Annotated in this window: 17 protein-coding genes and 2 pseudogenes; 6 read left to right on the plus strand and 13 right to left on the minus strand. The window is 58.2% G+C overall.

Annotated elements, in window-relative coordinates; genetic code table 11:
- A partial coding sequence (locus SO140_RS35715; RefSeq protein ID WP_498543773.1) for a non-ribosomal peptide synthetase occupies positions 1-1,772 on the minus strand: 1,772 nt, incomplete at its 3' end.
- 1,354 nt (positions 1,773-3,126) lie between these two features.
- Positions 3,127-3,675, minus strand: a complete 549-nt coding sequence (locus tag SO140_RS35720; protein WP_498543774.1) for a VOC family protein — start codon at positions 3,673-3,675, stop codon at positions 3,127-3,129.
- A gap of 973 nt (positions 3,676-4,648) precedes the next feature.
- Between SO140_RS35720 and SO140_RS35725 the strand changes: the two genes are divergently transcribed.
- Positions 4,649-4,804, plus strand: a complete 156-nt coding sequence (locus SO140_RS35725) for an MATE family efflux transporter (RefSeq protein WP_498543775.1) — start codon at positions 4,649-4,651, stop codon at positions 4,802-4,804.
- A gap of 151 nt (positions 4,805-4,955) precedes the next feature.
- Complete coding sequence (locus SO140_RS35730) at positions 4,956-5,714, plus strand: helix-turn-helix domain-containing protein (protein WP_498543776.1); 759 nt, start codon at positions 4,956-4,958, stop codon at positions 5,712-5,714.
- A gap of 245 nt (positions 5,715-5,959) precedes the next feature.
- On the opposite strand, the gene SO140_RS35735 is transcribed toward SO140_RS35730, so the two are convergent.
- The 6 genes and pseudogenes from SO140_RS35735 to SO140_RS35760 form a co-directional block, all read right to left on the minus strand.
- Positions 5,960-7,042, minus strand: coding sequence for an amino acid ABC transporter permease (locus SO140_RS35735; RefSeq protein ID WP_498543777.1), 1,083 nt, complete (start codon positions 7,040-7,042; stop codon positions 5,960-5,962).
- On the minus strand, positions 7,039-8,187 hold the full coding sequence (locus SO140_RS35740) for an amino acid ABC transporter permease (protein WP_498543778.1): 1,149 nt from the start codon (positions 8,185-8,187) through the stop codon (positions 7,039-7,041). Before SO140_RS35740 ends, SO140_RS35735 begins: the two co-directional genes overlap by 4 nt.
- Before the next feature lie 57 nt (positions 8,188-8,244).
- Positions 8,245-9,267, minus strand: coding sequence for an amino acid ABC transporter substrate-binding protein (locus SO140_RS35745; RefSeq protein ID WP_498543779.1), 1,023 nt, complete (start codon positions 9,265-9,267; stop codon positions 8,245-8,247).
- A 55-nt stretch (positions 9,268-9,322) separates the two neighbouring features.
- The gene (locus SO140_RS35750; protein ID WP_498541732.1) at positions 9,323-9,514 is read right to left on the minus strand and encodes a hypothetical protein; all 192 of its coding nucleotides are present in this window, start codon (positions 9,512-9,514) and stop codon (positions 9,323-9,325) included.
- Positions 9,515-10,587: 1,073 nt separating this feature from the next.
- On the minus strand, positions 10,588-11,514 hold the full coding sequence (locus tag SO140_RS35755) for an integrase catalytic domain-containing protein (RefSeq protein WP_498543780.1): 927 nt from the start codon (positions 11,512-11,514) through the stop codon (positions 10,588-10,590).
- A gap of 1,072 nt (positions 11,515-12,586) precedes the next feature.
- Positions 12,587-13,343, minus strand: a pseudogene (locus tag SO140_RS35760) (ferredoxin--NADP reductase).
- A gap of 884 nt (positions 13,344-14,227) precedes the next feature.
- On the opposite strand from SO140_RS35760, the gene SO140_RS35765 reads away from it, so the two are divergent.
- Together SO140_RS35765 and SO140_RS35770 are read left to right on the plus strand one after the other, a co-directional pair.
- Positions 14,228-16,189 carry a putative bifunctional diguanylate cyclase/phosphodiesterase gene (locus SO140_RS35765; protein WP_498543781.1) on the plus strand — a complete coding sequence of 654 codons (1,962 nt, stop codon included), beginning with the start codon at positions 14,228-14,230 and terminating at the stop codon, positions 16,187-16,189.
- 717 nt (positions 16,190-16,906) lie between these two features.
- The gene (locus SO140_RS35770; RefSeq protein WP_498541728.1) at positions 16,907-17,887 is read left to right on the plus strand and encodes a DMT family transporter; all 981 of its coding nucleotides are present in this window, start codon (positions 16,907-16,909) and stop codon (positions 17,885-17,887) included.
- Positions 17,888-17,898: 11 nt separating this feature from the next.
- Here the strand turns inward: SO140_RS35770 and SO140_RS35775 are convergent, their stop codons facing one another.
- A complete protein-coding gene (locus tag SO140_RS35775; protein ID WP_498543782.1) occupies positions 17,899-20,547 on the minus strand; it encodes a bifunctional diguanylate cyclase/phosphodiesterase in 2,649 nt (882 codons plus the stop codon).
- A 186-nt stretch (positions 20,548-20,733) separates the two neighbouring features.
- Here SO140_RS35775 and SO140_RS35780 point away from each other — a divergent pair, with 186 nt between their 5' ends.
- Positions 20,734-21,603, plus strand: coding sequence for a hypothetical protein (locus SO140_RS35780; RefSeq protein WP_498543783.1), 870 nt, complete (start codon positions 20,734-20,736; stop codon positions 21,601-21,603).
- Between the two features lie 600 nt (positions 21,604-22,203).
- On the plus strand, positions 22,204-22,680 hold the full coding sequence (locus SO140_RS35785) for an Lrp/AsnC family transcriptional regulator (RefSeq protein WP_498541741.1): 477 nt from the start codon (positions 22,204-22,206) through the stop codon (positions 22,678-22,680).
- Positions 22,681-23,247: 567 nt separating this feature from the next.
- Here the strand turns inward: SO140_RS35785 and SO140_RS35790 are convergent.
- The 4 genes and pseudogenes from SO140_RS35790 to SO140_RS35805 all read right to left on the minus strand — a co-directional run.
- Positions 23,248-23,868 carry a LabA-like NYN domain-containing protein gene (locus SO140_RS35790; protein WP_498541725.1) on the minus strand — a complete coding sequence of 207 codons (621 nt, stop codon included), beginning with the start codon at positions 23,866-23,868 and terminating at the stop codon, positions 23,248-23,250.
- Positions 23,869-23,881: 13 nt separating this feature from the next.
- The gene (locus tag SO140_RS35795) at positions 23,882-24,013 is read right to left on the minus strand and encodes a hypothetical protein (protein WP_498541724.1); all 132 of its coding nucleotides are present in this window, start codon (positions 24,011-24,013) and stop codon (positions 23,882-23,884) included.
- Positions 24,014-24,456: 443 nt separating this feature from the next.
- On the minus strand, positions 24,457-24,705 hold the full coding sequence (locus tag SO140_RS35800; RefSeq protein WP_498541723.1) for a hypothetical protein: 249 nt from the start codon (positions 24,703-24,705) through the stop codon (positions 24,457-24,459).
- Between the two features lie 119 nt (positions 24,706-24,824).
- Positions 24,825-25,081 (minus strand): annotated as a pseudogene (locus SO140_RS35805) (chorismate-binding protein); the annotation flags it as partial.
- Positions 25,082-25,093 lie beyond the last annotated feature (12 nt).

Consider the following 25,093-nt stretch of genomic DNA (forward strand, 5'->3'; position numbering starts at 1 on the left):
ACCAACGGGTGCTCGGCGAGCCGCGCCGCAATCTCACCGGGCTCGATGCGGAAGCCGCGGATCTTCACCTGATCGTCATTGCGGCCCAGAAACTCAAGATTGCCGTCCGGCAGATAGCGCGCCAGGTCGCCAGTGCGGTACAGCCGGTCGCCGTCGACAAAGGGACTGGCGATGAACCGCTCCGCCGTCAGCTCGGGCCGGTTCAGATAGCCGCGCGCCACTCCCGCCCCGCCGATATAGAGCTCGCCCACCGCCCCAAACGGAACAGGCCCACGGTGACCGTCAAGCAGATATACCTGCGTGTTCGCGATCGGACGGCCGATAGGTAGTCGGCGGACTGTCTGATCAATGGCGGTGATCTCGCAGACCGTCGCAAAGGTCGACGTCTCGGTTGAACCGTAGCAGTGCAAGAGATGTTGCGGTCGGCTTCGGCTCAAAACCCGTGCTACGGCCGCCACATCGACCGCGCCACCACCAACTAGTAGAAATCGCAAACTCGCTAGCACCGGGCCTAACTCATCAACGCTCTGGCCGAACAACCCGGCGGTCAAATGCAGGACGGTGATGCGGTGCCGCCGAAGCAGAGTCCGCAGCACCTCCGGTTGCAGCACAGCTGTGTGTGGAATCACAACTAGGCGCGAACCGTGTAGCAGTGGCGCCCAGACTTCCAGGGTGCTGATACTAAAGGCGGGATTGCCTACCCAGGCCACGCGATCAATCGAGGTGAACTCCGCATAGCCATTGTTGATGACGAGACGGTTGACAGCACGATGAGGAACAACCACCGCCTTCGGAAGGCCGGTCGACCCCGAGGTGTACATCACGTAAGCCGGAGCCTCGGCGGTCAATGCCAGGCCAGGATCGGTACTACGCCCTGTTCCAGCCATAATTGGCTCAATGGCCAAGATAGGAATCGCAATCTCAAGCCGGCCATCATTCTCGTCACCTACGAGGACTAGACGCACAGCACAGTCGGTCATAATCCAGCTTTGTCGCCCAACTGGAACGCCGCGATCAATCGGTACATAGACCCCGCCCGCCTTCAGAACTGCCAGTTGTGCGACAACAAGAGAAATGCATCGATCAAGCACTATCCCGACGCGATCACCCGGCTTCACCCCAAGCGCGATCAGATGATGCGCGAGCCGGTTCGCCCGAGTATTGAGCTCGCCATAGGTTAAGCGCGCGTCAGCATGGACCACGGCTACCGCACCCGGCGTCTTTCGGACCTGCGCCTCGAACAGCTCATGGATACACCGGTCCGAAGGATAAGGCGCCGCCGTCCGGTTCAGCTTCTCCAAGAGGTAGCTGCGCTCATCGGACGATAGCAGCCCGATGCGCGCCACCGGCTGCTGCGCATCAACCATCACAGCACGCAACAGATTGTGCAAATGCTGCGTCATACAGTCGATCTGCTTGGGAGCAAAGCGACTACTGTCAAAGTGCCATCGGAAGCGCCCATCGAGAGCGCAAATCTCGAGCGTCAGCAACTCACCGGAGCGAGCTATCTCAGAATTGGGGCTCGAAGCTGAATGTTCAGCAGCAGAACAGCTCTCTTCCGTAACTGTAACGCCAATCGGCCAGGGGCGCCGCGATCGCAGCACTTCTGCACTCCGCAACGTGGGGCAGTGCGTGACAAGATCCCAGGCAAAGCTGTCGTTCTCTCTCAGCTGAACGCATTCGGTCGCCACCGCTCTGCGCGCCTGCGCAAAGTCACCACTTAGATCTATAGCAACCACCATTGGCACGGCGGTCGCGAGAAGGACTTCCACGGCCTTCCCGCCGGCTCGCGATCCATGCGGCGCGGCAGACCATCCCAATTGAAGTTCTGATTCCCCCGTAGTGCGGGCGAGATAGATCAACCAGGCCGTTAACAAATGTTCTGTACGATCACTGGGGGGGAGCTCAGCCAACGCACTCGGCATGAGCCAAGCACTCGACTGCCACGTCGCCGGAGTCTTGCCTTCTAACGACGACGAAAACGGAAGCTGAACTATCCTGAACTGCTCTAGTCGCTGTCGCCAGAACTCTTCACGAGATGCCAACAATTCACGGGCAACTGTTGTGCACCGCGCCTCAGCTTCGGTTAAGGGGGGGAGGCGGCGGCCTATATCCATGCCGGAATGCCTCGCGATTGCCCGCGCGTCCACAGGCCGACCATCTGAGCCGCCGAACCAAACACCGACATCCTCCGTACCTGTCGCCACACGCCAATGACCGATTTCAAGGAGAGAGCCCCCGACAAGCCCGAGCGGCTAGACGACACCTCCAAGCACCTGATTGCGACAACGTCATCGCCCACAACAGCCTTGGACAGACATGACCGGCTGGAATGATACGGCCCAAAGTCCAGGGCGGGCGTCGTCGCTGACAGATCTTGCGCGGATCGATCCCCTCGCAGGCAGCTCACCGCATCCGGACGTCGATATCCGGGAAACTCGCGTCGACGTACTAGCGCCTGCGAACAGGCACTGAGCTCCTCTCCACGCGCCAAAACGGTCAGAAGCTCGCGCAATCCCTCAACTTCGGCCTCGCAGCATTTGAGGTTAAGAGTTGCCGCCGTATCGGTGGGCGTAATCAAGACGTGGGGTTGAACTACCCGGTCACTGGTGTCCGCACCACCATCGATGCGATGGGTGCCGGCATATTCGGTGTCTTGAGCCAACAGCGCCCAAGAGGTTGCCGCTGTTCCCGCACACCGCGCCAACGGGCCGTCGTGGCACTTGAAATCGCCTTGACGAACTCGCCCAAACACATCTGCTGGCAATGCGAACGGATTAAAAACAGAAAATAGCCAGTCCACCACTTGAGCATTCAGCGAGGTCGCTAGCTCTTCAACACTTGCGACACGCCGGATGTTACCGCGACGAGCCCAATTCCGCGGCCAAGACGCGTGCCGGCGTGCAACGGGGAAGATCCATGCGCTATCTTGACACTCCAGCCGAGCCGACCGGCGAATGGGCCCGCAGACGCAAGTGTGAAAGCTGAGAAAGAGGGACACGACAGCACGCTCAAGCACGTGATCGCTGAACTTTGCAGCCGGGTACCTATTAGGCAGCCTTGAAAGAGGGGCTAGGCGATGGAGATGTTGGAGCACGCGCACGACCGGAGGTCCTGCCTCTTCCGTCAATATTTGCCCGACTGTTCAAGCTGGCTAAAAAGCTGCTGAACATTCGATTCGAGGAGGCCACTCTCTCCATCTCGGTGAATGAATTCAAAGCTAAGCCCCGTTTCAATGGAGCGACTCGAGAAGGTCTGCGCCAGTCCAGGACCACGAATCACATTCGTATCAAATGCCAGACCGCGGGACTTTAGGGTCTGCACAGCAGCATCCACGTCGTCGACCTCAAGAGCAATGTGAGCAACTCCAACACCGTTACGTCGCACCAGCTCTGAGACCTGAGAGGTTGGCTCAGTGCCCTGACACAAAACAAACCTGATACCACCGCTCTCGAGGTTAGCATAAAGCATGCCTGTCGCCTCCCCCTTGATGTGAGAACGGCCTTTCAACTCGAAACCCAGCACGTCCTGAAAGAAGAGAATTGACGCCTCAAGATCGAGCACGGCAATGGCTATATGATCTATCCCGCGGAACTTCAAAAACGAACTCGCGGTTTTCCGGATGTCGCCCGAAGTCCCATCCGGTCCGATCTTGCCGTCGATGGTTTGCTGCATAGCACCCTCCTTCAATCACGGAATGGATAATCAGACCAAACCAAAATCGTCCCGCGAGCGGCAGGTACACCCGCGCCCTTTCCGGCCGCGCTACTAGTATTCGCCATGATGCCCTCTTTTCGTTCAGAAGATCAAAACCTCGGCCGAAACAGCCTCATCGCTATGGAGCAACCACCGACGGCGTCACGCCGCCTGTTTGCATTGACAACATTGGCTCCGCACCCGCAGCTGCTACATCTCCCAGCTTCGGCTGCAGTCTGACGCGCTGCCGCCTGACGTGCGCCGGACCGATCTGCCCGCACTTGTCGAACGTGGTACGCAGTCGCTCTTGACTTGCACCAGTCCGTCCAATTGCAGGTGCAGCGCTGTCCTGGTCCAGAACCCGCAGCAACCGGAGATGAGTGTCGTCCTCGTGGCCGGCGCACAACTGACAGGAGTGACGGCATCAGAATGGCACTGATTTTGATTGATCGAGCAAGTTGCATCTGAACTCTTAGACGGATGGTGTCGTAACGGATTAGCCCAGCATCTCAAGCAACCGACGTGCCAATCCTATTTTGCGAGCTTTTCGTGAAAGCCCAATCGCCTTTCGCTGCGCTGCCGGAATACTTCCTTTCTTACTGTCGCGCCTGGGACATCGATGTCTTGAACCAGACGCAGCTCGAAACAACAGACGGACGGCGATAGCGACGATCGCCACTTTTGCCCCGAGAGAGAATATCGTGCGATGGGTATGAGGCTCGACCTTGCCACGCGAGAAACGCCTCTCAGCGGAGCAAAAATCGATTTCGTTTGACGAGGCAGAACGGAGCAGCCTGACTTCGTGGAAAAGAAAGCCGAAACACAACCCATATCATCGTGGCGTGGCCGACTGCCGAAATCGGTAGCTGATCATCACCTCACTGCCGAACTCCGGGAAACCGCGAAACTCGCGGTGCCATTGGTGCTGACACAGCTTGGGCAAGTCGCGATAATGACGACCGATCTTGCCTTGATCGGAAGGCTCGGCACCGAGGCAGTTGCCGCAGTCGCGCTCGTCGGCACGCTCTTGTCCGTCCGCTTCACCTTCGGGTTTGGCGTTCTGTCTGCGGTGGGACCGCTTGCCGCGGAAGCCTTTGGGGCTAACTAGCAACCCGGACCTTGTGAGGCGCTCGCTGCGCATGGGTCTCTGGGCCGCGCTTGTCCTGTGGGTCTCAATGATGGGCTTGTTGGCGCGGGGCGAAAGAATCGTGCTTGCGCTTGGCCAAGCGCCAGCTACGGCATAGCTTGCTCAGCAATATATGTTGGGACTTGCCTGTGGCATCTTGCCCGCACTGTGCTTCTCGGTTATCCGCAGTTTCACGGTCGCGCTCAACAGGCCAGCGCTGGTCCTGTGGATCACGCTCGCGGCCATACCCATCAATGCACTGCTAGCCTATCTCTTGATCTGCGGTAAGCTCGGCCTGCCACGTCTAGTGAACTGTGTGGCGTTCTCGGCTGGTTTGGGAATCATCACAATGTCTCGCCCTTTCCGCGACTACCGCGTGCTCGTATATCTCTGGCGCTTCGATTGGCCACTGGGCCCGGTCACCGGAATGCGGTTCCCCCGCGCCTTGCTCGGCCGCCGCACCGCCAATCGCGCCGGCGCCAATCCGCATTGGGAGTGCTTCCGCTTGTGGCTCGACTTCATCGAGCATGAAAGTAGCTTGTTGCACATGCGTAAGGATTTGCACTGTCCGAGCCCTGTTCACCTGAAGGATCTTGCCCAGCGGGCAGGCGTCAGCCCCGCGACGATGGGACGCCGCTTCCTAGCCGAAGGTGGCTTCCGCCAATCGCGCGAGCGCAAACTCGTGACGGCGGCCATTCGCAAGCTCCAGAGCACCGACGATAGCGTCGAATCGATCGCCGAATTCCGACGCGCGCAGCTTGCGTCGCTTTCTGAAGGCGGTAACCGGAGCGACGCCACATCAAATTCGTGTTTCTGGACCCTACCGGCACGGCGAGGACGGTGCGGCTCGCCAGCGATTGCTCTGGAGATCGGCGCGGTGCTCGGCACGTAATCCTGACCAAGCAGGCTTAGGCCAAAGCGGATCCAGGTCGCTTGTCGCTTCCTGGTAGTCCGCCAGGATACATTGCCCGCAGGGCCACATCAGCCGACCTGGCGATTCGTCCTGTGACCCGCAATCCCTGCCTACCGCGCGCGAGCGCTCAGACGATCGCGCGCTTCGATCACGTCGATGGCAACCAACCGCGCCTTGCCCTTCGACTGACGAATCGGCACCACGGTCACGTAGATCCGCAAGCCTCAATGTGGATCGGAGCGACCAAGGCGCCGCTCGAGCCAGAGGCTGTAACGCGAGCCGCTATATCCGATCGCGAAATAGAGCATGGCCACGACCAGAAATGCCTCCTTGTAAAATCCAAGCCAGTTCGGATCGGTCGCTGCCGCCTTGGCTGCGTTGAGGATGTCGACGATGCCGATGACGGCAAGCAAGGACGTCGCGAGCAGGAAGCCGATGGCCTGGTTGACCAGACCCGGGACCACCATACGCACGGCCTGTGGCAGGATGACCAGCCGCATCGCCCGCCAATAACCCAATCCAAGCGAGGTTGCGGCCTCCTCCTGACCGATCGGAACGGCCTGCAGACCGCCGCGCATCACCTCGGCGATATAGGCCGTCCAGAACAGCGAAATCATGATCATCGCGCGCGGCATCTTGTCGGTGGAGAGCCCCGCCGGCAGCGCCATGGGCAAAATTAGCGTGGCAAAATACAGGATTGCGACCATCGGTATCGCTCGCATGAACTCGATGTAGCCGATCGCAAGCCACCGCAGCGCACGCATCCTGGATCGCCGCGCCAGCGACAGCAGGATCGCCAACGGCACCGACACGGCAAAGCAGACCGCCCAGACCAGCAGGGTTACAGGCAGCCCGCCCCACTGATTCGATGAAATCGGCGACTGCCCAGGTACGCCGGCCATCAATAGCCCACACAGGACAATGACGACCGGCCAGACGACCACGAGCCCGCGCCGCCAGAAGCGCGGCATGGCGGTAACGGCCACTAAGGCAGCGAGCAGGAGACACACAAGTGCCGGGCGCCACACGAGTTGGACCGGATAAAACGCGAAGATGATGAAGCGCAGCTTGGCTGCGACGAATGCCCAGCACGCGCCGTCATGCGCCAGGCAGTCCACCGAGGTTCCGTGCCAGGTCGCGTCAAGCACCAGCCAGCGGAGCAGTGGCGGCAGAAGCCACAAGACGAGCAGGCCTACGATCACCGTGATGGCTGAATTCAGCCAGGTCCCGAACAGACCCGTCCGCAGTCGTAGCCAGAGCCGCTCCTGACGTCTTGGACGCAGCCTTCCAGCCTCGATCGCCGTCACGCCGTCCGCTCCCCGCGCAACGCGACCCTACGGTTGTAGAGATTCATCAACGCCGAGACGGCGAGGTTCAGGGCGAGATAGAGCACTACGACGATCAGCAGCGCTTCGAACGCCTGCCCAGTCGTATTGGCGGTGGTGTTGACGATGTTCATGAGATCCGGATAGCCGATCGCGACAGCGAGACTGGAGTCCTTGACGAGATCGAGATAGTTCGAGGTCGTCAATGGCGTGATGACGCGCAAGGCTTGTGGCAGGACGACCAGCCGAATGACCTTGCCGCGATGAAGTCCCAGGGCACTTGCAGCGTCCCATTGTTCCCGGCTGACCGACAGGATGCCGGCGCGGACGATCTCCGCAATGATCGAAGAAAATTTCACGGTTAGTCCGACCAGGAGCGCGGCAAATTCGGGCGTCAGGCTGAAGCCGCCTCGAATGTTGAAACCGCTGATCGCCGGCACTTCGATGCCAATTTTTGTGCCGCCTACTGCGAGCACCGCACCGATCGAAAGAATGCTCAAGGCGGAGGCCGGCAGCGGAGCCTGCAGACCTGCCCGCTTCTGGCTCCAGCCGCGCCGAAGGAGCCAAATCCAGCCCCCGAACACAGCGGCCGCAACCAGCATCGCTCCGACCGAGAGATCGCTTATGACGATGCCCGGCACGTACACACCGCGGTTTGTCAGGAAGACGGCATCAAGCAAGGTGATGGCGCGACGCGGCGGCGGCAGGGCGTGGGCGAGAGCGATCCAGAAGAACAGCTGCAACAACAGCGGGGTGTTGCGAACAATCTCGACATACCAGCGCACAAGACCAGATAGCATCAGGTTGCCCGAAAGCCGCATCATACCGAGCGAGACACCAAGGATCGTCGCCAGACAGCAGCCCAGCAACGAGATCTTGGCCGTATTCAAGAGACCGACCACGATGGCCCGCGCATAGCTATCGCCGGCACGGAAGGCAATCATGCCCTCCCCGATCTCAAAATTGGCCGCGCGTTCCAGGAAGTCGAAGCCCGGTGTCACCCCGATCCGCGCCATGGTGGTCGCGATGTTAGCTCCGAGCAGGATGACGACAGCGAGGACGCCCGCCACGATCACGAGCTGCAACCCCGGCCTTGGACCCAACCAGCCCGAGACCTGGCGCTGCATGCCCGGTTTCTTCGCCGCGCGCGATGTTTCGGGCGCAGCGCTCATGAGTGACGCATGTCAGCGGAACGGCGGAGAATATAATAGACCGCCGCTGGTCCACAGCCTGTTATAGCCGCGCTCCCAGCCGAGCGGCTTGAGATGGCGATCGAAGATCTCGCCATAATTGCCGACCGTCTTGATGATGTTGTAGGCCCATTTCGGATCGAGCCCGATTGCCTGCGCCAGTGAGGGATCGACACCCAGAAAACGTTGGATGGCTGGATCGTCCGACTTCAGGAAGCTGTCGATGTTCTGGGAGGTGATGCCCCATTCCTCGGCCTGAATGGTCGCATTCACGGTCCAATTGACGATCTCAAGCCAGCGGTCGTCCCCACTGGCCACCGCCGGCGCCAGTGGCTCCTTCGATAGTCGCTCCGGTAGCAGGACGTAGTCATTCGGCTTCTTCAGCTGGGTGAGCTTTGCGCCCAGATCTGACGAGTCCTGCGTGATCGCGTCCACGCGGCCGGACTGAAGGGCAGAAACGAATTCGCTGGTGTCCTCGATCGTGACCGGAGTGAACTTATGCTGACTCTTTCGGAAGAAATCTGCGATGTTGAGCTCGCCTGTTGTACCGCTCTGAATGCCGATCGTGGCGCCGTCGAGCTGAGATGCCGACGTCACGCCGACGTCTTTGCGGACCAGAATCCCCTGCCCGTCATAGAAGATGGTTGGCCCAAAATGGAACCCGAGCTTGAACGCGCGTGTAATCGTAACAGTCACGCCGGACAGCAGGACATCGAATTCGCCAGATTGGAGCGCCGGCAGACGCTGTTGCGGCGACGAGCTCGTGAACTCCACCTTGTCTGCGTCACCAAAGACCGCGATCGCCAAGGCGCGTCCATAGTCGATGAAGAAGCCCTGCCACCGGCCACTACTGTCTGGCGCGAAAAACCCGGGCGTGGTGCCGACCCCGACCTTGATAAGACCACGCGACTTGATGCTGTCGAGCGTTGGACCGGCAGAGGCAGCCGTTGAGATGAAACCAACCGCGCCGACCAACGACGCAGCAATCCATCTACACCAGCGGCTACGGGTAATCATCCGACTCTCCTCAATGATATTGCAACGATGCTTGATGGGTCCAATTCAAGGCTGCTTAGTGCCGGACCTGCCGCCGCTGCTCGATAAGCGCCCTCACCGCACGCTCCGCGGCACGGGCGGAGCCAAAATGACCGCCGTCAAGGCTGTCAAAGGCACGTTCGGATGAGAAGAAGCGAACGCCGCGCTCCTCGCTGACAACGATGCCCGCGGTTCGATTCGATACTTCGATGACATAGGCTTGGGACATTAGTGCTCAATCGCCGAACTCCGGCGCTCCTTGTCTGGTTGTCGATCGCTTTGGATTTGTCGATACGAATCAACAACAGACGCCGGTCGCCGCCGAGACGCAGCGATGAGACATGCGATTTTGCATGTTGCTCGTCACGCTTCGATCGTTCGTTCTCATTAGGGTGGCCCCGAGCGGCACATCATGCTGCTCGTGAATATCCGGTGGAAGGGCGCGATAGTCAATAAAATTGGTATCCAAAGTTGGGGCGGCAGCAGCAACAGGGCTTTCGCATTGGGAGCGGAAGCGAGCAAAGTTCTAACGGCGTCGGTCACATGCGGCCATAAGGCAATAGCTCGTCGAGCAATACAGACGCAAGATTCGGCACCGATCAAATCTACGTTGTGGGACGCAAAACACGTCGGGGTCCGAAGTCCTCTTAGCAATCGACGGACCGGCCGGCGCGTTCCAGCAAGGCGTTCGGCCTCGGCCCTGATCGGCTCATCTCCCGCGACGTGGACGAGGCTCAGATCCTCCGAGACTGTCCCACGGATTCAAATGTAAATCTTGCAGTAGTGGAATCCGGGTTCGAGCGAGATCGTGCGCGTTGCCGTCGAGGGTCTAATCGCGATCGCCCCGTAAGATTACCCTGCGTATTGCCTCACCTGAGGATGTTACTTTCGCTTGACGGATGTAGCCCCCACTGTCGGCCGGTCCGAGGTTGCGTCATTGCTCGCAGGATCGGAGGGACTGGGGACGTCGCGGAGTGCCCATCACACGCAGCGGCGGCCCCGGTCCCGGGATCACCGGCCAGTGCCGTACCCTCAGCCGTGCGCGGGATGATCGTCTCGGCTGCCTTGCGTCTGAGCGATCGCAACAATCGCTGCACGATGGTGTGCTGCGCCGGACCGAACTGTTCGGGGCGTTATTCAGCGAGGCGACCCGAGAATTGCCAGCGCGGTCAGACGGGGCTCGGCCGCCAGTCAGCGCTCGATGTCGGCCAGGTGCGGATCGAGCATTGAGGCATTCTCATGCGCTTTTTGTATGGCTTGTGCAGACGCCGATGGATGATGCGCAGCTCCCCCAAATGCACATCATTGCCGAGCCTCTTCGCGAACGCTGCTGCGTTCGTTGTCGGTACCGGTGGGCTCGCTGCTGCCGCGAGCTTGCCCGCTCGGGCGCTGACGCGCGTGCCAAGCTCCGCCTGGGCGTCTCTCATCTCGGCCAGCAGGGCCACAGGATCGAGCGTGCGATAAAGCTCTCAAGGACGCCCCTTTGACGACCTTGCTCAACCTCGGATGCGCCAGTGCGCGTTCATAGGGCGTGGCGGGAACATGATAGCGCTTGATCACTTTGGCGCCCTCGCGTCGCTTGTCCTTCAGCTTGAAGGACGGCTGGAAGAAGTTGGTGTGCAGCCGCGATGCAGCATACAAGCGTTCCAGCACGCGTGTCGTCTCGACGCCGTCGAAGCGACCGTATCCCACAAGTCGCCGGACGACCGCGCCATTCTTCTGCTCGACGAAAGCCTGATCATTCTTCTTGTAGGCGCGCGAGCGTGTTACCACGATCTTTTGCGCGCGACACCAGGGCACGACGACATCGTTCATAAACGCCCTGTCGTTGTCGAAGTCGGCGCCGCGAATGAGCCAAGGAAACAGGTTCTGTGCGCGCTCCATGGCTCGCACGAAGCCGCTCTCGCGCGTCACCAGCGGAATGCATTCGGTCCAACCCGTCGCGACGTCGACCATTGTCAACGTCTGAATGAACGAGCCAGTTACAGATGTGCCGCCATGAGCCACCATGTCGACCTCGCAGAACCCCGGCGGCGGATCGTGCCAGTCGTTGAACGTCCGGATCGAAACTTCACGCCGTACCGCCGAATAAAAACCGACCCGCCGGCGCTTACCGCCGGCCGCCGCAATTTTGGTCTCGACCAGTAGGCGATCAATCGTGGCTGCGCTGACGCCGAGCACCAGGGCTCGATCGGCCTGGTCGAGCTTAAGCCGGCCATGCTGCTCCAACGAAGGCAGCAACGTCGGAATCATTACTCGGAGCCGCTTGCCGCAGATCCGATCCGAGGCCTCCCATTAGCGCCACCAGCGCATCCTTGATCGTCGCGCCATAGGTCGGCCTTCGCGGCCGGCGGACCTCCGGCGAAATTGCAACATGGATGGTAAGCGCCCGAACCGCGTGCTTGCGATGCCAGCCCGTCACTGCGCAAAGCTCGTCGAGAATGCGCCCCTTATCTGCCCGCCCTGCCGATCGATAGCGGTCTACCACTGCTGCCGTGATCTCGCGCCGCGCACCCATGCTGATCCGTCCTGCCATCGACGATACCGATCCGATTCGGTACGCCGCCCCAATCCTGACGGTCAGTTCTCCGGTAACATTCTTGATGAGGCAATGCGCCCCGCCCCGTCAATTTTGAACGCCAATTGACAAATTCTACCATCTGCCATTCGCCGGTTATTGCATTCTAGCTCCGCTCTACACCGCCTCGTCGTTTCAAACGCTCGAGCATTGGGAGATCCGTGTCCTTCAGTTCGCGTCGGCTTGAGCCCGCCGATATCTTGGCTTGAGCATTCGCTAAAGCCGCGGCCATTTCCCTTGCTATGGCGGACGGCGTGCTGCCGCGCGCATCCGGAGGTCGGCGAGTACAATCAGAAGATTAGGGGGGCTCGCGAGCTTTCCACCAAGAGGCGGCTCCATGATCTCGACGGGGCGCGTCTCCCGTCAGCCAGCCGCACGCGCCCTCAACAGAACTTGGAGCGGGTCGGGCTGTGAAGTCAGATCGAATAGCGGAATAGCGTGCGGTGCTCGACCTCCGACTTCTGCTGATCGTGGCCCGCGGGCGACTAGACCGGTTAAGGGAGTACCCGACACGAGGGGCAGTGATAGCGACGGCGGCATGGCACGTGACAGCGGACGCCCCTGCCGGTGCAGCGTGAGTAAAGTGCGCGGCCAGATCGCCAAAGGTGCCAAACTTCCGAGGCTGCAAGCGTGGGTAAAGAACAGGCACCCTTTCAGGGCCACCGGCGGGCGACGGTGATAGTTCAGGCCCCGGTTCGATCTCACACAATCAAGGGCTACGGATCAAACGCCGTTTTCGACCACGAATTGCGCCGGCTTGCCGTGGCTGCCTTCAACAAAGCCCCTCTCCACCAACAGTTCGCGGGTATCACGCACCAGGGCGGCGCTGCCACAGATCATGACGCGGTCATGCTGCGGCTCAAGTTCCGGCAGCTCGATTTCCGTAAATAGCTTACCTGACGCGATCAGGTCGGTGATCCGGCCGCGGTTGCAGAAAGGATCGCGGGTCACGGTCGGATAATAGATCAGCTGGTGGCGCACGAAGTCGCCGACCAGCTCGTCGCTCGGCAGTTTTTCCGTGATCATCTCACCATAGGCGAGCTCGGCGACAGCCATGCAGCAGCACGACATTCTCGAACCGTAGATAGGCTTCAGGATCCTTGATCACGCTCAGAAACGGAGCAAGACCAGCGCCGGTGCCGATCAAATAGAGATTGCGCCCATCCTCGAGATTGTCGATGACCAGCGTCCCGGTCGCCGTGCGGCTCACGGTGATCCTGTCACCCTCCTTCAAATGCTGCAGACGCGAGGTTAAGGGATCGTTCGGCTCCTGGATCGAGAAGAATTCCAGCCGGTCCTCGTAATGGGCGCTGGCGAGGCCGTAGGCACGCATCAGCGGCTTTTCGTCGACCTTGAGCCCGATCATAGTGAATTCGCCGCTGCGGAAGCGGAACGATGGATTCCGCGTGGTGGTGAAGCTGAAGAGATTGTCGGTCCAGTGATGGACGCTGAGCACGCTTTCCTGGCTGAAATTGCTCATCTCACCGCTCCCCGCGAAGGTTAGAGTGTGATCCGGGCACCTGTTTTCCGAAAAGATCATAGTCAAGGCGAAACTAACGAGCGCGGTCGCTTTAAGTGAACGCAAAGGCGAGCAGGCTCGAGCAGAGCACCACCAGACCGACCGCGGTCAGTGTCAGGAAGCTGTCGGAGACAAGGTCACGATTGCGCATGAAACACCCACGATTGCTCCGTAGGAGCGAGGGTAGCAGTCCCGCCTTGGCTCGACGAGAAAAGAGCCGGCCATCGCCTCAAGCGCCTTCTGCCGCCAGCGCTCGTACTTAGGTCTCGGGAATGGAACACCGGTTAGTTAGAGGAATGCGGAGATCGTCCTGTCCACACATCACCTCTATTGGCCTTGGCGACATTAGACCTGCCCCTGCGTTCGTATCGTGCGTTTCTTGCGGTGAACCCGCAGCATTGCTTCGTTCCATCGGATATCGCGCGGGAAAGCGGCGAGATATCGGGCGGCCATCGATAGAGAAACTCGTCGGCGCATGCGAACGTAACTTGCGATGCGTCCGCGGATCTCATCTTCGTAGAGCACGGTCGATCTCATACCGCCCACCGTCTAATTCAGATCGCGCACAGGCTGCCATCATGGCCGGTTAACTGAATTCGGCGATCGATCAAAAGCATAGGTCAGTACGCAACGTACAGAACTGTGCCCCCGCGTTTGCGGTTACAGAGGATACGGGGGCGGCCCAGTTCTTGGCCCCACCTTAGACACCGCTACATAATGCGTTCGGCCACCCCATGCCGCGCCGATCGTGGCGAACTTCAAGAATTTATCTTTTCTCAAATGTTTGCCGCGACCTTCCAGCACCACTGGCGGCAACGTTAGAGACAGTCCTGCGGGGGTCCCAGATGAGGATATATCTGAGCTCGTATCTCTCGAAGCTATTCGCGGGGGATCTGGCGGCTTTCGGCGGCCCTGCGACCGATGAAGCGGTCGCAGGGCACATTCGCGCGGAGCAGATCTCTCTCGTGCTTGGTTATTCGCTAGGAATAATGCTGGCCAACGCCTGCAATGCGACGGTGCTCGTGATTGCTCTCTGGTACTCGCCCGACCGAAACTATGCCCTGATCTGGGCAGCTGCCGTGGTTTGCGGCGCGTTATCGATAGGCTTGAAGGCGCGTTTATCACGACGGATTATGAAGCCGCAGTTCGTCTCCCGACAGGCCATGCATCGGCTGGTGCGAAATGCGCTCGTTCTTGGGACCGCCTGGGCGGTCGTTCCCGTGGCTTTCTTCGCCGACGCCTCGAATGGCGGCCAACTCGTGATCACATGTCTTTGCTCCGGGATGCTCGCGGGCGGAGCATTCGCCTTCGCTACGATTCCGGTGGCGGCGGTTGCATTCACGGCTCCAATTTTTATGGGTACGGCAATCTGCCTTGGCAGAAATGGCGATTTCGTCTATCTGCTCGTCGCCATCCTTGTTGTGGCCTATGGTTTCGTGCTTTTGCGCGGCGTTTTTGCCAATTCTTTCGAATTCACGAAGCGCACCATTGCTCAATTGGAAGCTGAAAGGAGGGTCCGGCGGGATCCCCTCACCCAGTTGCCGAACCGGTTCGCCTTCAACGAAAGCCTCGAAGCTGCCCTCAACCGGTTGGCTCGCTCGGGCGAGGAATTCGCGGTTTTTCTCCTTGATCTCGATCGCTTTAAGGAAGTGAACGACAAATTCGGCCACCCCGCAGGAGATGAGTTTCTCATTCAGGCCGCGGCGAGACTGCAGCGATGCGCGCGTGAGACCGATATTGTCGCGCGGATCGGCGGGGACGAATTTGCGCTGATCATGACGAACCTGGCCAAAGTAGAAGACGCGTTGGAAATCGCGGAGCGCTTCGTCGGCGCTTTCGCCGAGCCATTCCTGATCGAAAGATGCGAGATCGCGGGCGCGACGAGCGTCGGAATCGTGTTGGCCCCGCGCGACGGCAATACGCCTCATGAGCTCCTGAAAAATGCTGACCTTGCGCTCTATCGCGCAAAAAAGGCGGGGCCCGGAACGGTTCGCTTCTTTGAGGTCAGCGACGACAAATCAGCGCGCGATCGCAGGGCGCTGCAACGGGATCTGGAGGAGGCGATCGGGAGAGACGAGCTTTTTCTCGTCTACCAACCATTCTTTGATATTCGCGAGAACCGAGTAACCGGCTTTGAGGCCTTGCTGCGCTGGCAACACCCTGTCCGGGGAGTCATTTCGCCGGCTGAGTTTATTCCAATTGCCGAGGAAACCGGATTGATCCACCCGATCGGTGAGTGGGTGGTCCGACGCGCCTGCTCAACGCTGTCGAACTGGCCCTCTGATCTCAGGGTCGCCGTCAATTTTTCTGCAGCTCAATTCCATAACACCAGCATCCTGCAAACAATCGTGCAGGCCCTGGCGCAGGCCAGAGTTGCCCCTAGCCGTCTTGAAATCGAAATAACGGAGTCGATGCTAATTTCAAAGTACGGGCCGGCATCATCGCTCCTGAATTCACTCCTGCAACTGGGAGTGACGGTGGCGCTCGACGATTTCGGAACGGGATTTTCATCCCTGACCTATTTGCTAAAATTGCCCTACACCCGCATCAAAATCGATCAGTCCTTTATACGCGACATGCTGACACGGCCAGATAGCGCGGCGGTCGTAAAATCAATAATCAGGCTGGCGCAGGATCTGCACATTGGCGTGGTCGCGGAGGGCGTCGAGACCACCGAGCAGCTCGAGTGTTTGCGCCAAACCAGCTGTGATGAAGTCCAAGGATATCTTATCGGTCGGCCGGTATCAACCGACCGCATCTTCGCCCTGCTCGATCAAAATAAGCAATGGTCGACGCCTGCCGCTTGAAACGCGGCAAACCGACCGACCATCATGCCGCGCGACGCCGCGCGCGCGACGTCGGCCTGCGGGATGGCTCGCGTTGCCTCGACATCGAGGACGATCGCGGCCTTCAGGTCAATGAGGGAGTTGTTGGCGTAGGCGAAGGCATGTCGTTTGTGAGCGCCGGTCCATTGCGCCGGAACGGACTTGGGATATGACCTTCGGTACCATTTCGCCGCCGCGCCTCGACATTCGTATCGGCATTGCGAGTCCCGCCATCAGAACAGCAAGCCGACTGCTTCATGTGAGCTTCTAGATCTGGATCGTTGGCGTCGATTATCCACCACGTTCCGTCCAAGCATAAGCGTGAAGCGACGGGACTTTTACATACCTCGCTCGAACTTGCGTCGTTGGACTCAACTTTCACGATTCCAGCTCCCACAGAATTCAGATTTCAGTGTCGGCAGCCTATCCCCAAGGGCTCCAGATTTCCTTGGAAGAAATCGAACACTTTTAGACACCTCCTCGGCGATTACCCGGACAGGCAGCCGGCAAAGGAATGTTTGGCTCGAACGTTCCGCACTCAGACGCCACCATGTATCACGAAAATTAACCATGAATTGTTTCTATTACCCATAACACTTCCTTAAGACTTAAGCTAAGCGAGACGAAATTTTGCTAGTGGCTCGCGAGCAATAGTCGCGCGTCAAACGCTGAAGCAATCTTCAAATTTCATGGAAACACATGACGAGCGATCTTACGACCACCGCCGGCCATCCACAGAACCCGTTGGCCATTCCCGGCCTGCGGAAGAATGACGTTGTTCCAGGCATATATTGCATGATCGCCGCGAGCGTGATGTTCGCACTGTCGAGCGCACTATCGAAATGGCAGGTCGCTCTCTATCCCGTCGGCGAGGTTATGTTCTTTCGCTCCGCTGCTGCGTTTGTCCTCTGCGCCGCGCTGATCCTCCCGGCAACGGGCATGTCAGTCTTTAACACTCGGCGGCCCCGCGCCCACATTGCGCGCGGGCTGTCGCAGTCGATCTCGCAGACGTTCACTGTCATCGCCGTTAGTCTGATGCCCCTTGCAGGAGCGATCGCGATCAATTTTTCTGCATCGTTGTGGGCGGCATTGCTGTCTTTTATCTGGCTTAACGAGCGCGCCGGGCTCGCGCGCTGGAGCGCGCTCCTAATGGGATTCATCGGGGTTCTCGTTGTGGTAAATCCCGGCGCAGACACGTTGCAGATTGGCGCATTGTTTGCGCTGGCAAACGCGGTTATGTACGGCAGCGTCACTGTTGCGGTTCGCGGAATGACCGCAACTGAGTCTGCAAAAACGCTATTGATGTGGCAGATGGTTACGGTAACCTTCTTTCACTCTTTCTTACTGCTGTTTGGATTCCGGATGCCGTCGCCGGCTGACGCAATCATGTTGATCCTGAGTGGTCTTACAAACGCCGCGGCACAATATTTTTGGACGCAAGCGCTCCACCTGGCCCCGGCCGCAGCCGTCTCGCCGTTCTATTACCTGACGCTCGTCTGGGCCCTTGCGATCGGATTTTTCGTTTGGGGCGACGTACCGACGCTTTGGCTTCTGATCGGGTCCGGAGTTGTTGTTGCATCGGGCCTGTTCCTGCTCGTTCACGAGGCTCGTCGACCAACCAAAAAGCCGATTTCCGGTGAACAAACTGGAGAATACTGCCTTCAGAAAGTCGCTGGCTAAACGAGCGGGTTTCAAACTCTAGAGGCGACAAATTTGCGCCCGGGCGACCATTTGGCAATCATTTCAGGAACTTTCGCTGTTGGAACAGGCCGACTAAACAAATAGCCTTGCCCTTCGTCGCAATCGAGCGCCGCGAGAAATTCGTACTGTCCGGCGGTTTCGATGCCTTCTGCCAACGTCGTCATTCCCAGAGCACGAGCAATACTAACGACGGCTTGCACAATCACAACGTGCTCGGTGCCTTCAGCAAGGTCAGAAACAAACGACCTATCTATCTTGATTTTGTCGAATGGGAAGCTCCGGAGATAACTGAGAGAGGAATATCCGGTACCGAAGTCGTCCAGAGAAATACGAACGCCGAGTTGCTTCAACTGACGCAGGGTACCTAAGGTAGATTCATTCTTGGTCATGAATACCCCTTCCGTAATTTCAAGCTCAAGGCGATGCGGCTGAAGTCCGGTTTCCGCCAGGGCGCGCCTCACTACCTCGGAGAGATTGGAAGCTGAAAACTGAATCGGAGAAAGATTGACCGCTATATTAAGATTGTTCGGCCACTGCGCTGCGCAGCGGCACGCCTCTGTCAGCACCCATTCGCCAAGCGGTTGAATGAGGCCGGTATCCTCCGCTATCGGGATGAATGTTGCCGGCGGTACCATGCCATTGACCGGATGGCGCCATCGCACGAGGGCTTCGAACCCGGTTATGACGTTGGTCCGCAAATTGAGGATGGGCTGGTAATATAATTCCATCTCATTTTGCTCGATAGCCTCGCGCAGATCGATCTCAAGCTGCCGTCGTTCCCTAAGCTCCCTGTTCATTGCAGCATGATAGAATCTATAGCTACCCCGACCTTGCGCTTTGACCGCGTATAGCGCCAGATCGGCGGCAATCAAAAGGTCGTCGCAATTTACTCCATCGCATGGTCCAATGGCGATACCGATACTGATTCCGGAACGGATGCGGTGCCCGCCAATCTCAAAGGGTTTCTGAGCCGCCTCGATCATACTTTTCGCCAGGGACTCAAGCGCTGGTCGAGACTCAACCGTTGGCACAACAACTGCGAATTCATCGCCGCCGAGGCGTGCCAGCACCTCGTTTGCACCGAGCGCACTCTTTAAGCGCCGGGCCATCTCCTGCAAGAGCAAGTCGCCGGTCTGATGGCCAAGCGTATCGTTGATACTTTTAAAACGATCAAGATCAAGAAATAGGACAGCGAATTCCGCCGCTGGCTGCCCGTTGTCTACTGCTGCCGGTGGTTGCCGGCGGCTCATCTGGTCGAGCATGGAGCGGAACATCCGCCGGTTTGGGAGACCGGTGAGTGAATCCTCGGAACTAAGGCGGACTGCATCTGCTTCAGCGCGCGATCTTTTCGTGACGTCGGTGAAGGTTTGGACGAATCCACCATCGGGGAGACTTTCCCTGCGAATCTCGATGATTGATCCATCCGGCATCGTTCGTTCGCTAACACCTAGTTCTCCTGCGACAACATCTGCCAAGATCCGAACTGAAGCCTCGGTCAATTTGCCTGTTGGTGTCTCGTATTCGGCGAGTTGATTGACTCTTGGTGGGCTCTGTATGAGCTCTACGGGCAAATCGAGCAATTCGCCGCATCGACGATTGATAATCGGAATGTGGTGGTCATATGTAACCAGCATAATTCCCTGGTTCATATACTCGAGCGTAAGGTCAAGCTGATTCGCTTTTTGTCTTGCCTTCGCGTCTATCCGTAGAAGCTGCTCAAGAGCAATGAGAACTAGCAAAGTAAGTACGGTGCCCACCAACAAATTCAACTTGAGCGCGTTCCAAGAACTTTCCAAGATCTGGCTTTTGCTCAAGCTAACGCTGACCCACAACGGATAGCCCTTGACGTTGCGGACAGTAATCAAACGCGTCTCGTTGTTGGCAGGATCGATGCTTTCAAATGTAGTTTCGACCCCGGCTCGCATTTGGTCGAGCAGTTCTGTTCCGCTAAGATCGTCTCCAAGTGCGTAACCAACCGCGCTCCCGCCACTCGAACGAACCACGCCATCACTTCCGATCAGGGCGATCGCCGCTGCCGATCCAAAATTGATATTGTTGTAGAATTTCGTCAAATGGTCCGGATTGAGCGAGGCCACGACGACGCCGCCGAACGTCTGGTCACTGTTCAAGAAGCGCCGTGTGAATTGCACGGACCATTTTCCGCTGGCACGGCCAACCACCGGCTTGCTGATAAAAAGCTGATCCGCGATGTTGTTCAGATGAAACTTGAAGTGCTCCCGATCGCTGAGATCCAGAGCAGGCGCGGGTTGAGGACCGCTGTTCGACGCGCGCATAATCCCCTTGTCGTCAATAATGGCGACTTGGACGATGATGTCGCTCAGCACGTCGGTCGTATTGGCAATAGCGCTAAAACTGACCGAATTTTTCCGGGTCTCAATGCTCCGTCGCAAGTATAAGAGTGCCTTATCAATTTCTCCGATTGATCGAAGAACATTCTCTTCGAATACCAGCGCAAAGTTATGAGCGTCCCGATGCGCCTCTCGTTCGTCCGCCCGAACATCGCCAAAGTATTTTACAGCAACTCCCGCCCACATCATGGTGATGATCACCATGCCGAAAATTGCCGAGCTTCGACGCTCAGTAATCAGCTTTGGCAGCTCTAGGATTTGTAAATTCATGCCGAGAACCGCCCCCTATCGGCAGGGCTTACCCGTCGGATATTTCGGCCGTCTTAACTTCATTGATCGGCCACCCGTGCGTGGAAGGTTAACCTTAATAGATAGGCTACTACTCTTGCGAGTTGACGTTGAGAAAAATAACCGATTATTAACCCGCGACAAAAAGATCTTTCTTTCGGAGTTCATATGTCGGGCTGGGATACGGTTGCTTCGAAAGAAGGCGCATCAACCAACACTGAAAGAACGGCTTGTCCGCAGCGCTTTGGCAACAAAGCTGTTGACGGAGGATTTGAAGGATCAATCGAAATTGCGATGCCTGTCACTCCTCGAGCCAAGGACATCGCGCCAGATAAGGTTCTGCAAGCCTTTAATACCTGGGCCTTTAAGCGTGAGCAGCCTGATAACTCTGTTGCAATGTTGCGAAGCATTTCCAAATCAATTGCGGCCAGAAATCCCGTTCCGTTTGTGCTCTATTGGGGCAAAGGTCCGCGGTCCAGCATCGACAAGCCCGATTTCGAATGTCTGAACTATTTGGCCGCCCTCACCCGCCGAATCAGTAAAACATACGCGCCCGGGGCGGCCCTAAAGTTGATTTTCACCGATACCCATGCGGAATTGAACGGACATTCATCACAGAACATACGCCAATATTTTGATGAGGTTGCGGATGGCGCCCGCGAACGCGGTTTCGAGAGCTGTTGGTTGGGCGACCTCACGAAGGCCGCGGAAACGGATAACACAAGTCCTTTGATTGATGAGATCGTACCGGAGCCGACGTTCCAGCGGCTGCTTGCCAGCGCGATGAAATGGTATCGTGGAAATGGAAGTTGTGAAGAGGGCGCATTAGAATATTACCGGATGAATATGATCGAAAAACGCGCGGTCGAGCGTGCGTTTCCTGACTCAATTTTCATCACCTTCAATGGAAGCGAATTTCGAGCGCTTTTCCCCAAAAACCTTCCAATCTTCTACATGTATTCGCTTCGCAAAGGGATCAGCATCAAACCCTGGTTTCTTTTCCCGGATAGGGCGGCCTGCGAACAGCGAGCAAGTTAGGCTCGCGTATTGGAATCCTAGTCGAGCAGAATAATGAATGGGCTGTCCAGCGCACCCGTTACATGACGCTGGAAACCATCGCGCCATTGGCGATGATCCAACCGTCAGCCTTCCGGCGATCGCCAGCTGAACTGCCCGGCGCCGGTGCGCTGCAACGCCGGCACCCAGGTCAGATGCGCAGCAAAAATCGCCGTCGAAACGAAGCTGCGCGTTGGACGCTGGCTGGGAAGAACGGCTCTCACCGGCATAGGCGCAGCGTTTCTACTACCGCTTCGGGCAAGGCAAGGCGGACCAGATGGTCGCCACCCTCATCGTGTTTTGCGGCTACTCCTCGATCGTACCCCAGCAGCAGTATGGCGATAATCGCCCAAATCCGGTCGCTGCCATGGCTGCCAGCTAGGAGTGTTTTTCTTTGTGATGGTTTTGGCCGAATAGCGCGGTCGGAGCATCCAAGAGGGCTTTCTTGATGTCCTCCGTACGGACTCGCCGCTGCTCTAAATGGTGGCAAAAGGTATTTCGTTGCATTTTGGACATTCGGAGGATTTTCTGCATAGTACGGGCATTTGGCGGCGAAATTCACCTCAGCCGGCGGCGCCGATTATGCGATACGATCGAATAGACGCCCGCATCCTTGAGATCGTGCAAAAGAACAACCGTCTAACTTCCGAGGTGCTCGGCGAAATGGCCGGGCTTTCTGCTACCGCTTGTCAACGACGACTGAAGAGGCTCCGCTCGGAGGGCATCATCGAGGCCGACGTCTCAATCGTCTCGCCGAAGGCCGTCGGAAGACCTATTCAAATGCTTGTGCTGGTCACCCTGGAGCGGGAGCGTTCAGATATAATCGATAGGTTTAAGAAGGCCATCAAATCGTCAGCTGAAGTCGTCAATGGATTTTACGTGACTGGCGACGCTGACTTTGTCCTATACCTCACCGCGAATAGCATGGAAGACTATGAGCAGTTCACTCGGCTCTTCTTCTATGCGAACCCGGACATTAAGGGCTTCAAGACGATGGTCATAGTGGACCGCGTAAAAGTGGGCTTTGCCATTCCAATTGAGGCGCCGTCCGAGGATTGACGCAACTGCTGGGCCCTCGAACCTTCAAGAGTGCCGACTAGCAATAAAAAGGCCTGGCCCATGGAGACAAGGGCGGGGCTGCTCCCCTGCCTCGCGAGGGGGGCGAGCGTCGCGGCCGAGATCAGTGGCGCCCCTCGCACACACACTGGCAAATTTGCGGCGGCAAATTCGTTGCCTTTGCTCGTTGCTCCGACGGAGGCGGCGTGTAACAAACGAACAGTCTCACTGCCCCCTGGCTTTGTCGTCTCGGCTTCAGTCTGGATCACCTCCACCTCGCAGCCACTCGATGTGAGCAGGACCCCTTAAGGGTTGCTATTCCGCGGCTGTCCTTTTCGATCACGCGAAGCGCTCGCCGCCGCGGACGATTTGCCCTCTTTGGCGCCGGCCAGGCCTCACCCAAAGCAAACAACGGTCTATTCCTGCGCTGCGGGCCAAGGCGCACCAGCTCGGCATCGGGCTCTGCCACCAGCGCTGAGCCGCGGCGACGGGAACTGACTGAAGATCAGCGCGAAGCGCTCGCTACCCACGCACTGGGGGCGACTACGTACGATGTAGTTTGAATCGCGATTAATCGCTCGAAACCGTTTCCCTGAAATCATTGTCGCGTAGCGGGACTTGCCGCGCATTGAGACGCGTCTCGCGATCGCGCGGCGTCGACCGTTCCAACGGATCGCGGCCGACCTTGGACCGCAGCTCCGCCAAATCGGTGAAGACGTCAGCCTGACGTCGCAACTCGTCGGCGATCATCGGCTGTTGACTTGAAAGGGTCGAGACCACGGTCACCCGCACGCCGCGGCGCTGCACTGCTTCCACCAGCGAGCGGAAGTCGCCGTCGCCGGAGAACAGCACCATCTGGTCGATGTGCTCGGCAAGCTCCATGGCATCGACCGCGAGTTCGATATCCATGTTGCCCTTGACCTTGCGGCGGCCCGAGGCGTCGATGAACTCTTTCGTTGCCTTGGTGACCACTGTGTAGCCATTGTAGTCTAGCCAGTCGATCAGTGGGCGGATCGTGGAATACTCCTGATCTTCAATGATGGCGGTGTAGTAAAAGGCGCGCACCAGATTGCCGCGGCTCTGAAACTCCTTGAGCAGGCGCTTGTAGTCGATGTCGAAGCTGAGTGTCTTGGCGGTTGCATGGAGATTGGCGCCGTCGATGAAGAGCGCGACCTTGTTCGGGGGGGACATTTGAGCACGGGCCTCAAAATTGGATCTGCGGGGCAATGGACTGATTATGACGCAGCGGCCACCGCTGCCGCCCCAACCCGATTTGCCCGCCACGATAGCGCTCGATCAGAGCCTCCAGCAACTCGCGGCGATCGGTTTCGGTCATCCCGCAGTCTGCCATGCAGCGATCGTCAGAGACGCAAGAATAAGCAACAGAACAACGTAAAGCAGAAGTTGAGAGATCAAGTCACCATCACGTTCGAACATTATATCTCCCATCCGCGTTGCCCCTGTTCGGGCTGGGCCGGCACGGCGACTTTGCCAGCGCTTTGGGCGCCGTTGCTCCGACTACTGTGCGAAGCGAACGAACAGTCTCCGTTCTCACCCGGGCGCGTCGTCTCGGCTTCACATTTGCGTCGTCTTCGCTTCACATTGGAGCGTTTCGTTCAACCGATTAATGCAACGAGTCGCAGATTCACGCCCAAATCCTGCATTTGGCCAGCTTCTCCAGTGTGTTTCAGCACCTCCGCTCGAAGGCGATGGCGACGGTCCGGGCCAATCTAGATCCAATGCGGGTGTTGTCCTCTACTGGTTAGCGCGAAGCGCTCGCTACGATTCGAAGGCGTCCACCTCCTCATCCGGAAACTTCTCGGCCTCCAGGTCCAACCTGTACCGCGTCTCTTCCAGCTCCCCGGTGACGAGGACGTAGTCTTCGAACGTGCTCGACGAGCTGATGTGCTTCTCGATGAGCTGCCGCAGCTCGCGCCTGAATTTGCTGACGGTCCTTCGTCTCCTCCGCCCCCCGAGCGCCGGATCTGGTTCTCTTATTGGCGCGAGGCGCTTCGCTGGCCACACCATATTTTGGCTCGACCACCAGCTGTGAGCCAATGCGGTCCGCAACGCGCACTACGGCTGGCGAAATGCTCCGCCAGCTCTATGACTTTCAAACAAGGAGCCATAGTTGCCAATGATTAAAATCAAAGTACATTGGATGACTCAGCTCGAAATGTCCCAAAAATTCGCTGCGCCTTGGCGACGAGGCTCCTCCTCTAATTCTGCCTCTGGATCCGACATCGCGGTTATCCGGCTTCCTGCATCATGGCCAGGCCGTCGTCGATCGTAACCGTGCGGATTGCAATGTTCGTGTCCAAGTCCCGTTGAAGCCGATGAAGCCGATCGCCCCGCAACAGACCTCTCGCGCCACCCGCTCGATCTCCGCAATAATTTGCATCGATGGGTGTAGTCA

The organism is Bradyrhizobium sp. UFLA05-108 (assembly GCF_059803455.1).

Excerpts from the sequence above, each read along its gene's own strand:
- SO140_RS35720 (WP_498543774.1), bottom strand. The coding sequence starts at position 3,675 with ATGCAGCAAACCATCGACGGCAAGATCGGACCGGATGGGACTTCGGGC.
- SO140_RS35725 (WP_498543775.1), top strand. The coding sequence starts at position 4,649 with ATGACGACCGATCTTGCCTTGATCGGAAGGCTCGGCACCGAGGCAGTT.
- SO140_RS35730 (WP_498543776.1), top strand. The coding sequence starts at position 4,956 with ATGTTGGGACTTGCCTGTGGCATCTTGCCCGCACTGTGCTTCTCGGTT.
- SO140_RS35740 (WP_498543778.1), bottom strand. The coding sequence starts at position 8,187 with ATGCAGCGCCAGGTCTCGGGCTGGTTGGGTCCAAGGCCGGGGTTGCAG.
- SO140_RS35745 (WP_498543779.1), bottom strand. The coding sequence starts at position 9,267 with ATGATTACCCGTAGCCGCTGGTGTAGATGGATTGCTGCGTCGTTGGTC.
- SO140_RS35750 (WP_498541732.1), bottom strand. The coding sequence starts at position 9,514 with ATGTCCCAAGCCTATGTCATCGAAGTATCGAATCGAACCGCGGGCATC.
- SO140_RS35765 (WP_498543781.1), top strand. The coding sequence starts at position 14,228 with ATGAGGATATATCTGAGCTCGTATCTCTCGAAGCTATTCGCGGGGGAT.
- SO140_RS35770 (WP_498541728.1), top strand. The coding sequence starts at position 16,907 with ATGACGAGCGATCTTACGACCACCGCCGGCCATCCACAGAACCCGTTG.
- SO140_RS35775 (WP_498543782.1), bottom strand. The coding sequence starts at position 20,547 with ATGAATTTACAAATCCTAGAGCTGCCAAAGCTGATTACTGAGCGTCGA.
- SO140_RS35780 (WP_498543783.1), top strand. The coding sequence starts at position 20,734 with ATGTCGGGCTGGGATACGGTTGCTTCGAAAGAAGGCGCATCAACCAAC.
- SO140_RS35785 (WP_498541741.1), top strand. The coding sequence starts at position 22,204 with ATGCGATACGATCGAATAGACGCCCGCATCCTTGAGATCGTGCAAAAG.
- SO140_RS35790 (WP_498541725.1), bottom strand. The coding sequence starts at position 23,868 with ATGTCCCCCCCGAACAAGGTCGCGCTCTTCATCGACGGCGCCAATCTC.
- SO140_RS35795 (WP_498541724.1), bottom strand. The coding sequence starts at position 24,013 with ATGACCGAAACCGATCGCCGCGAGTTGCTGGAGGCTCTGATCGAGCGC.
- SO140_RS35800 (WP_498541723.1), bottom strand. The coding sequence starts at position 24,705 with ATGGTGTGGCCAGCGAAGCGCCTCGCGCCAATAAGAGAACCAGATCCG.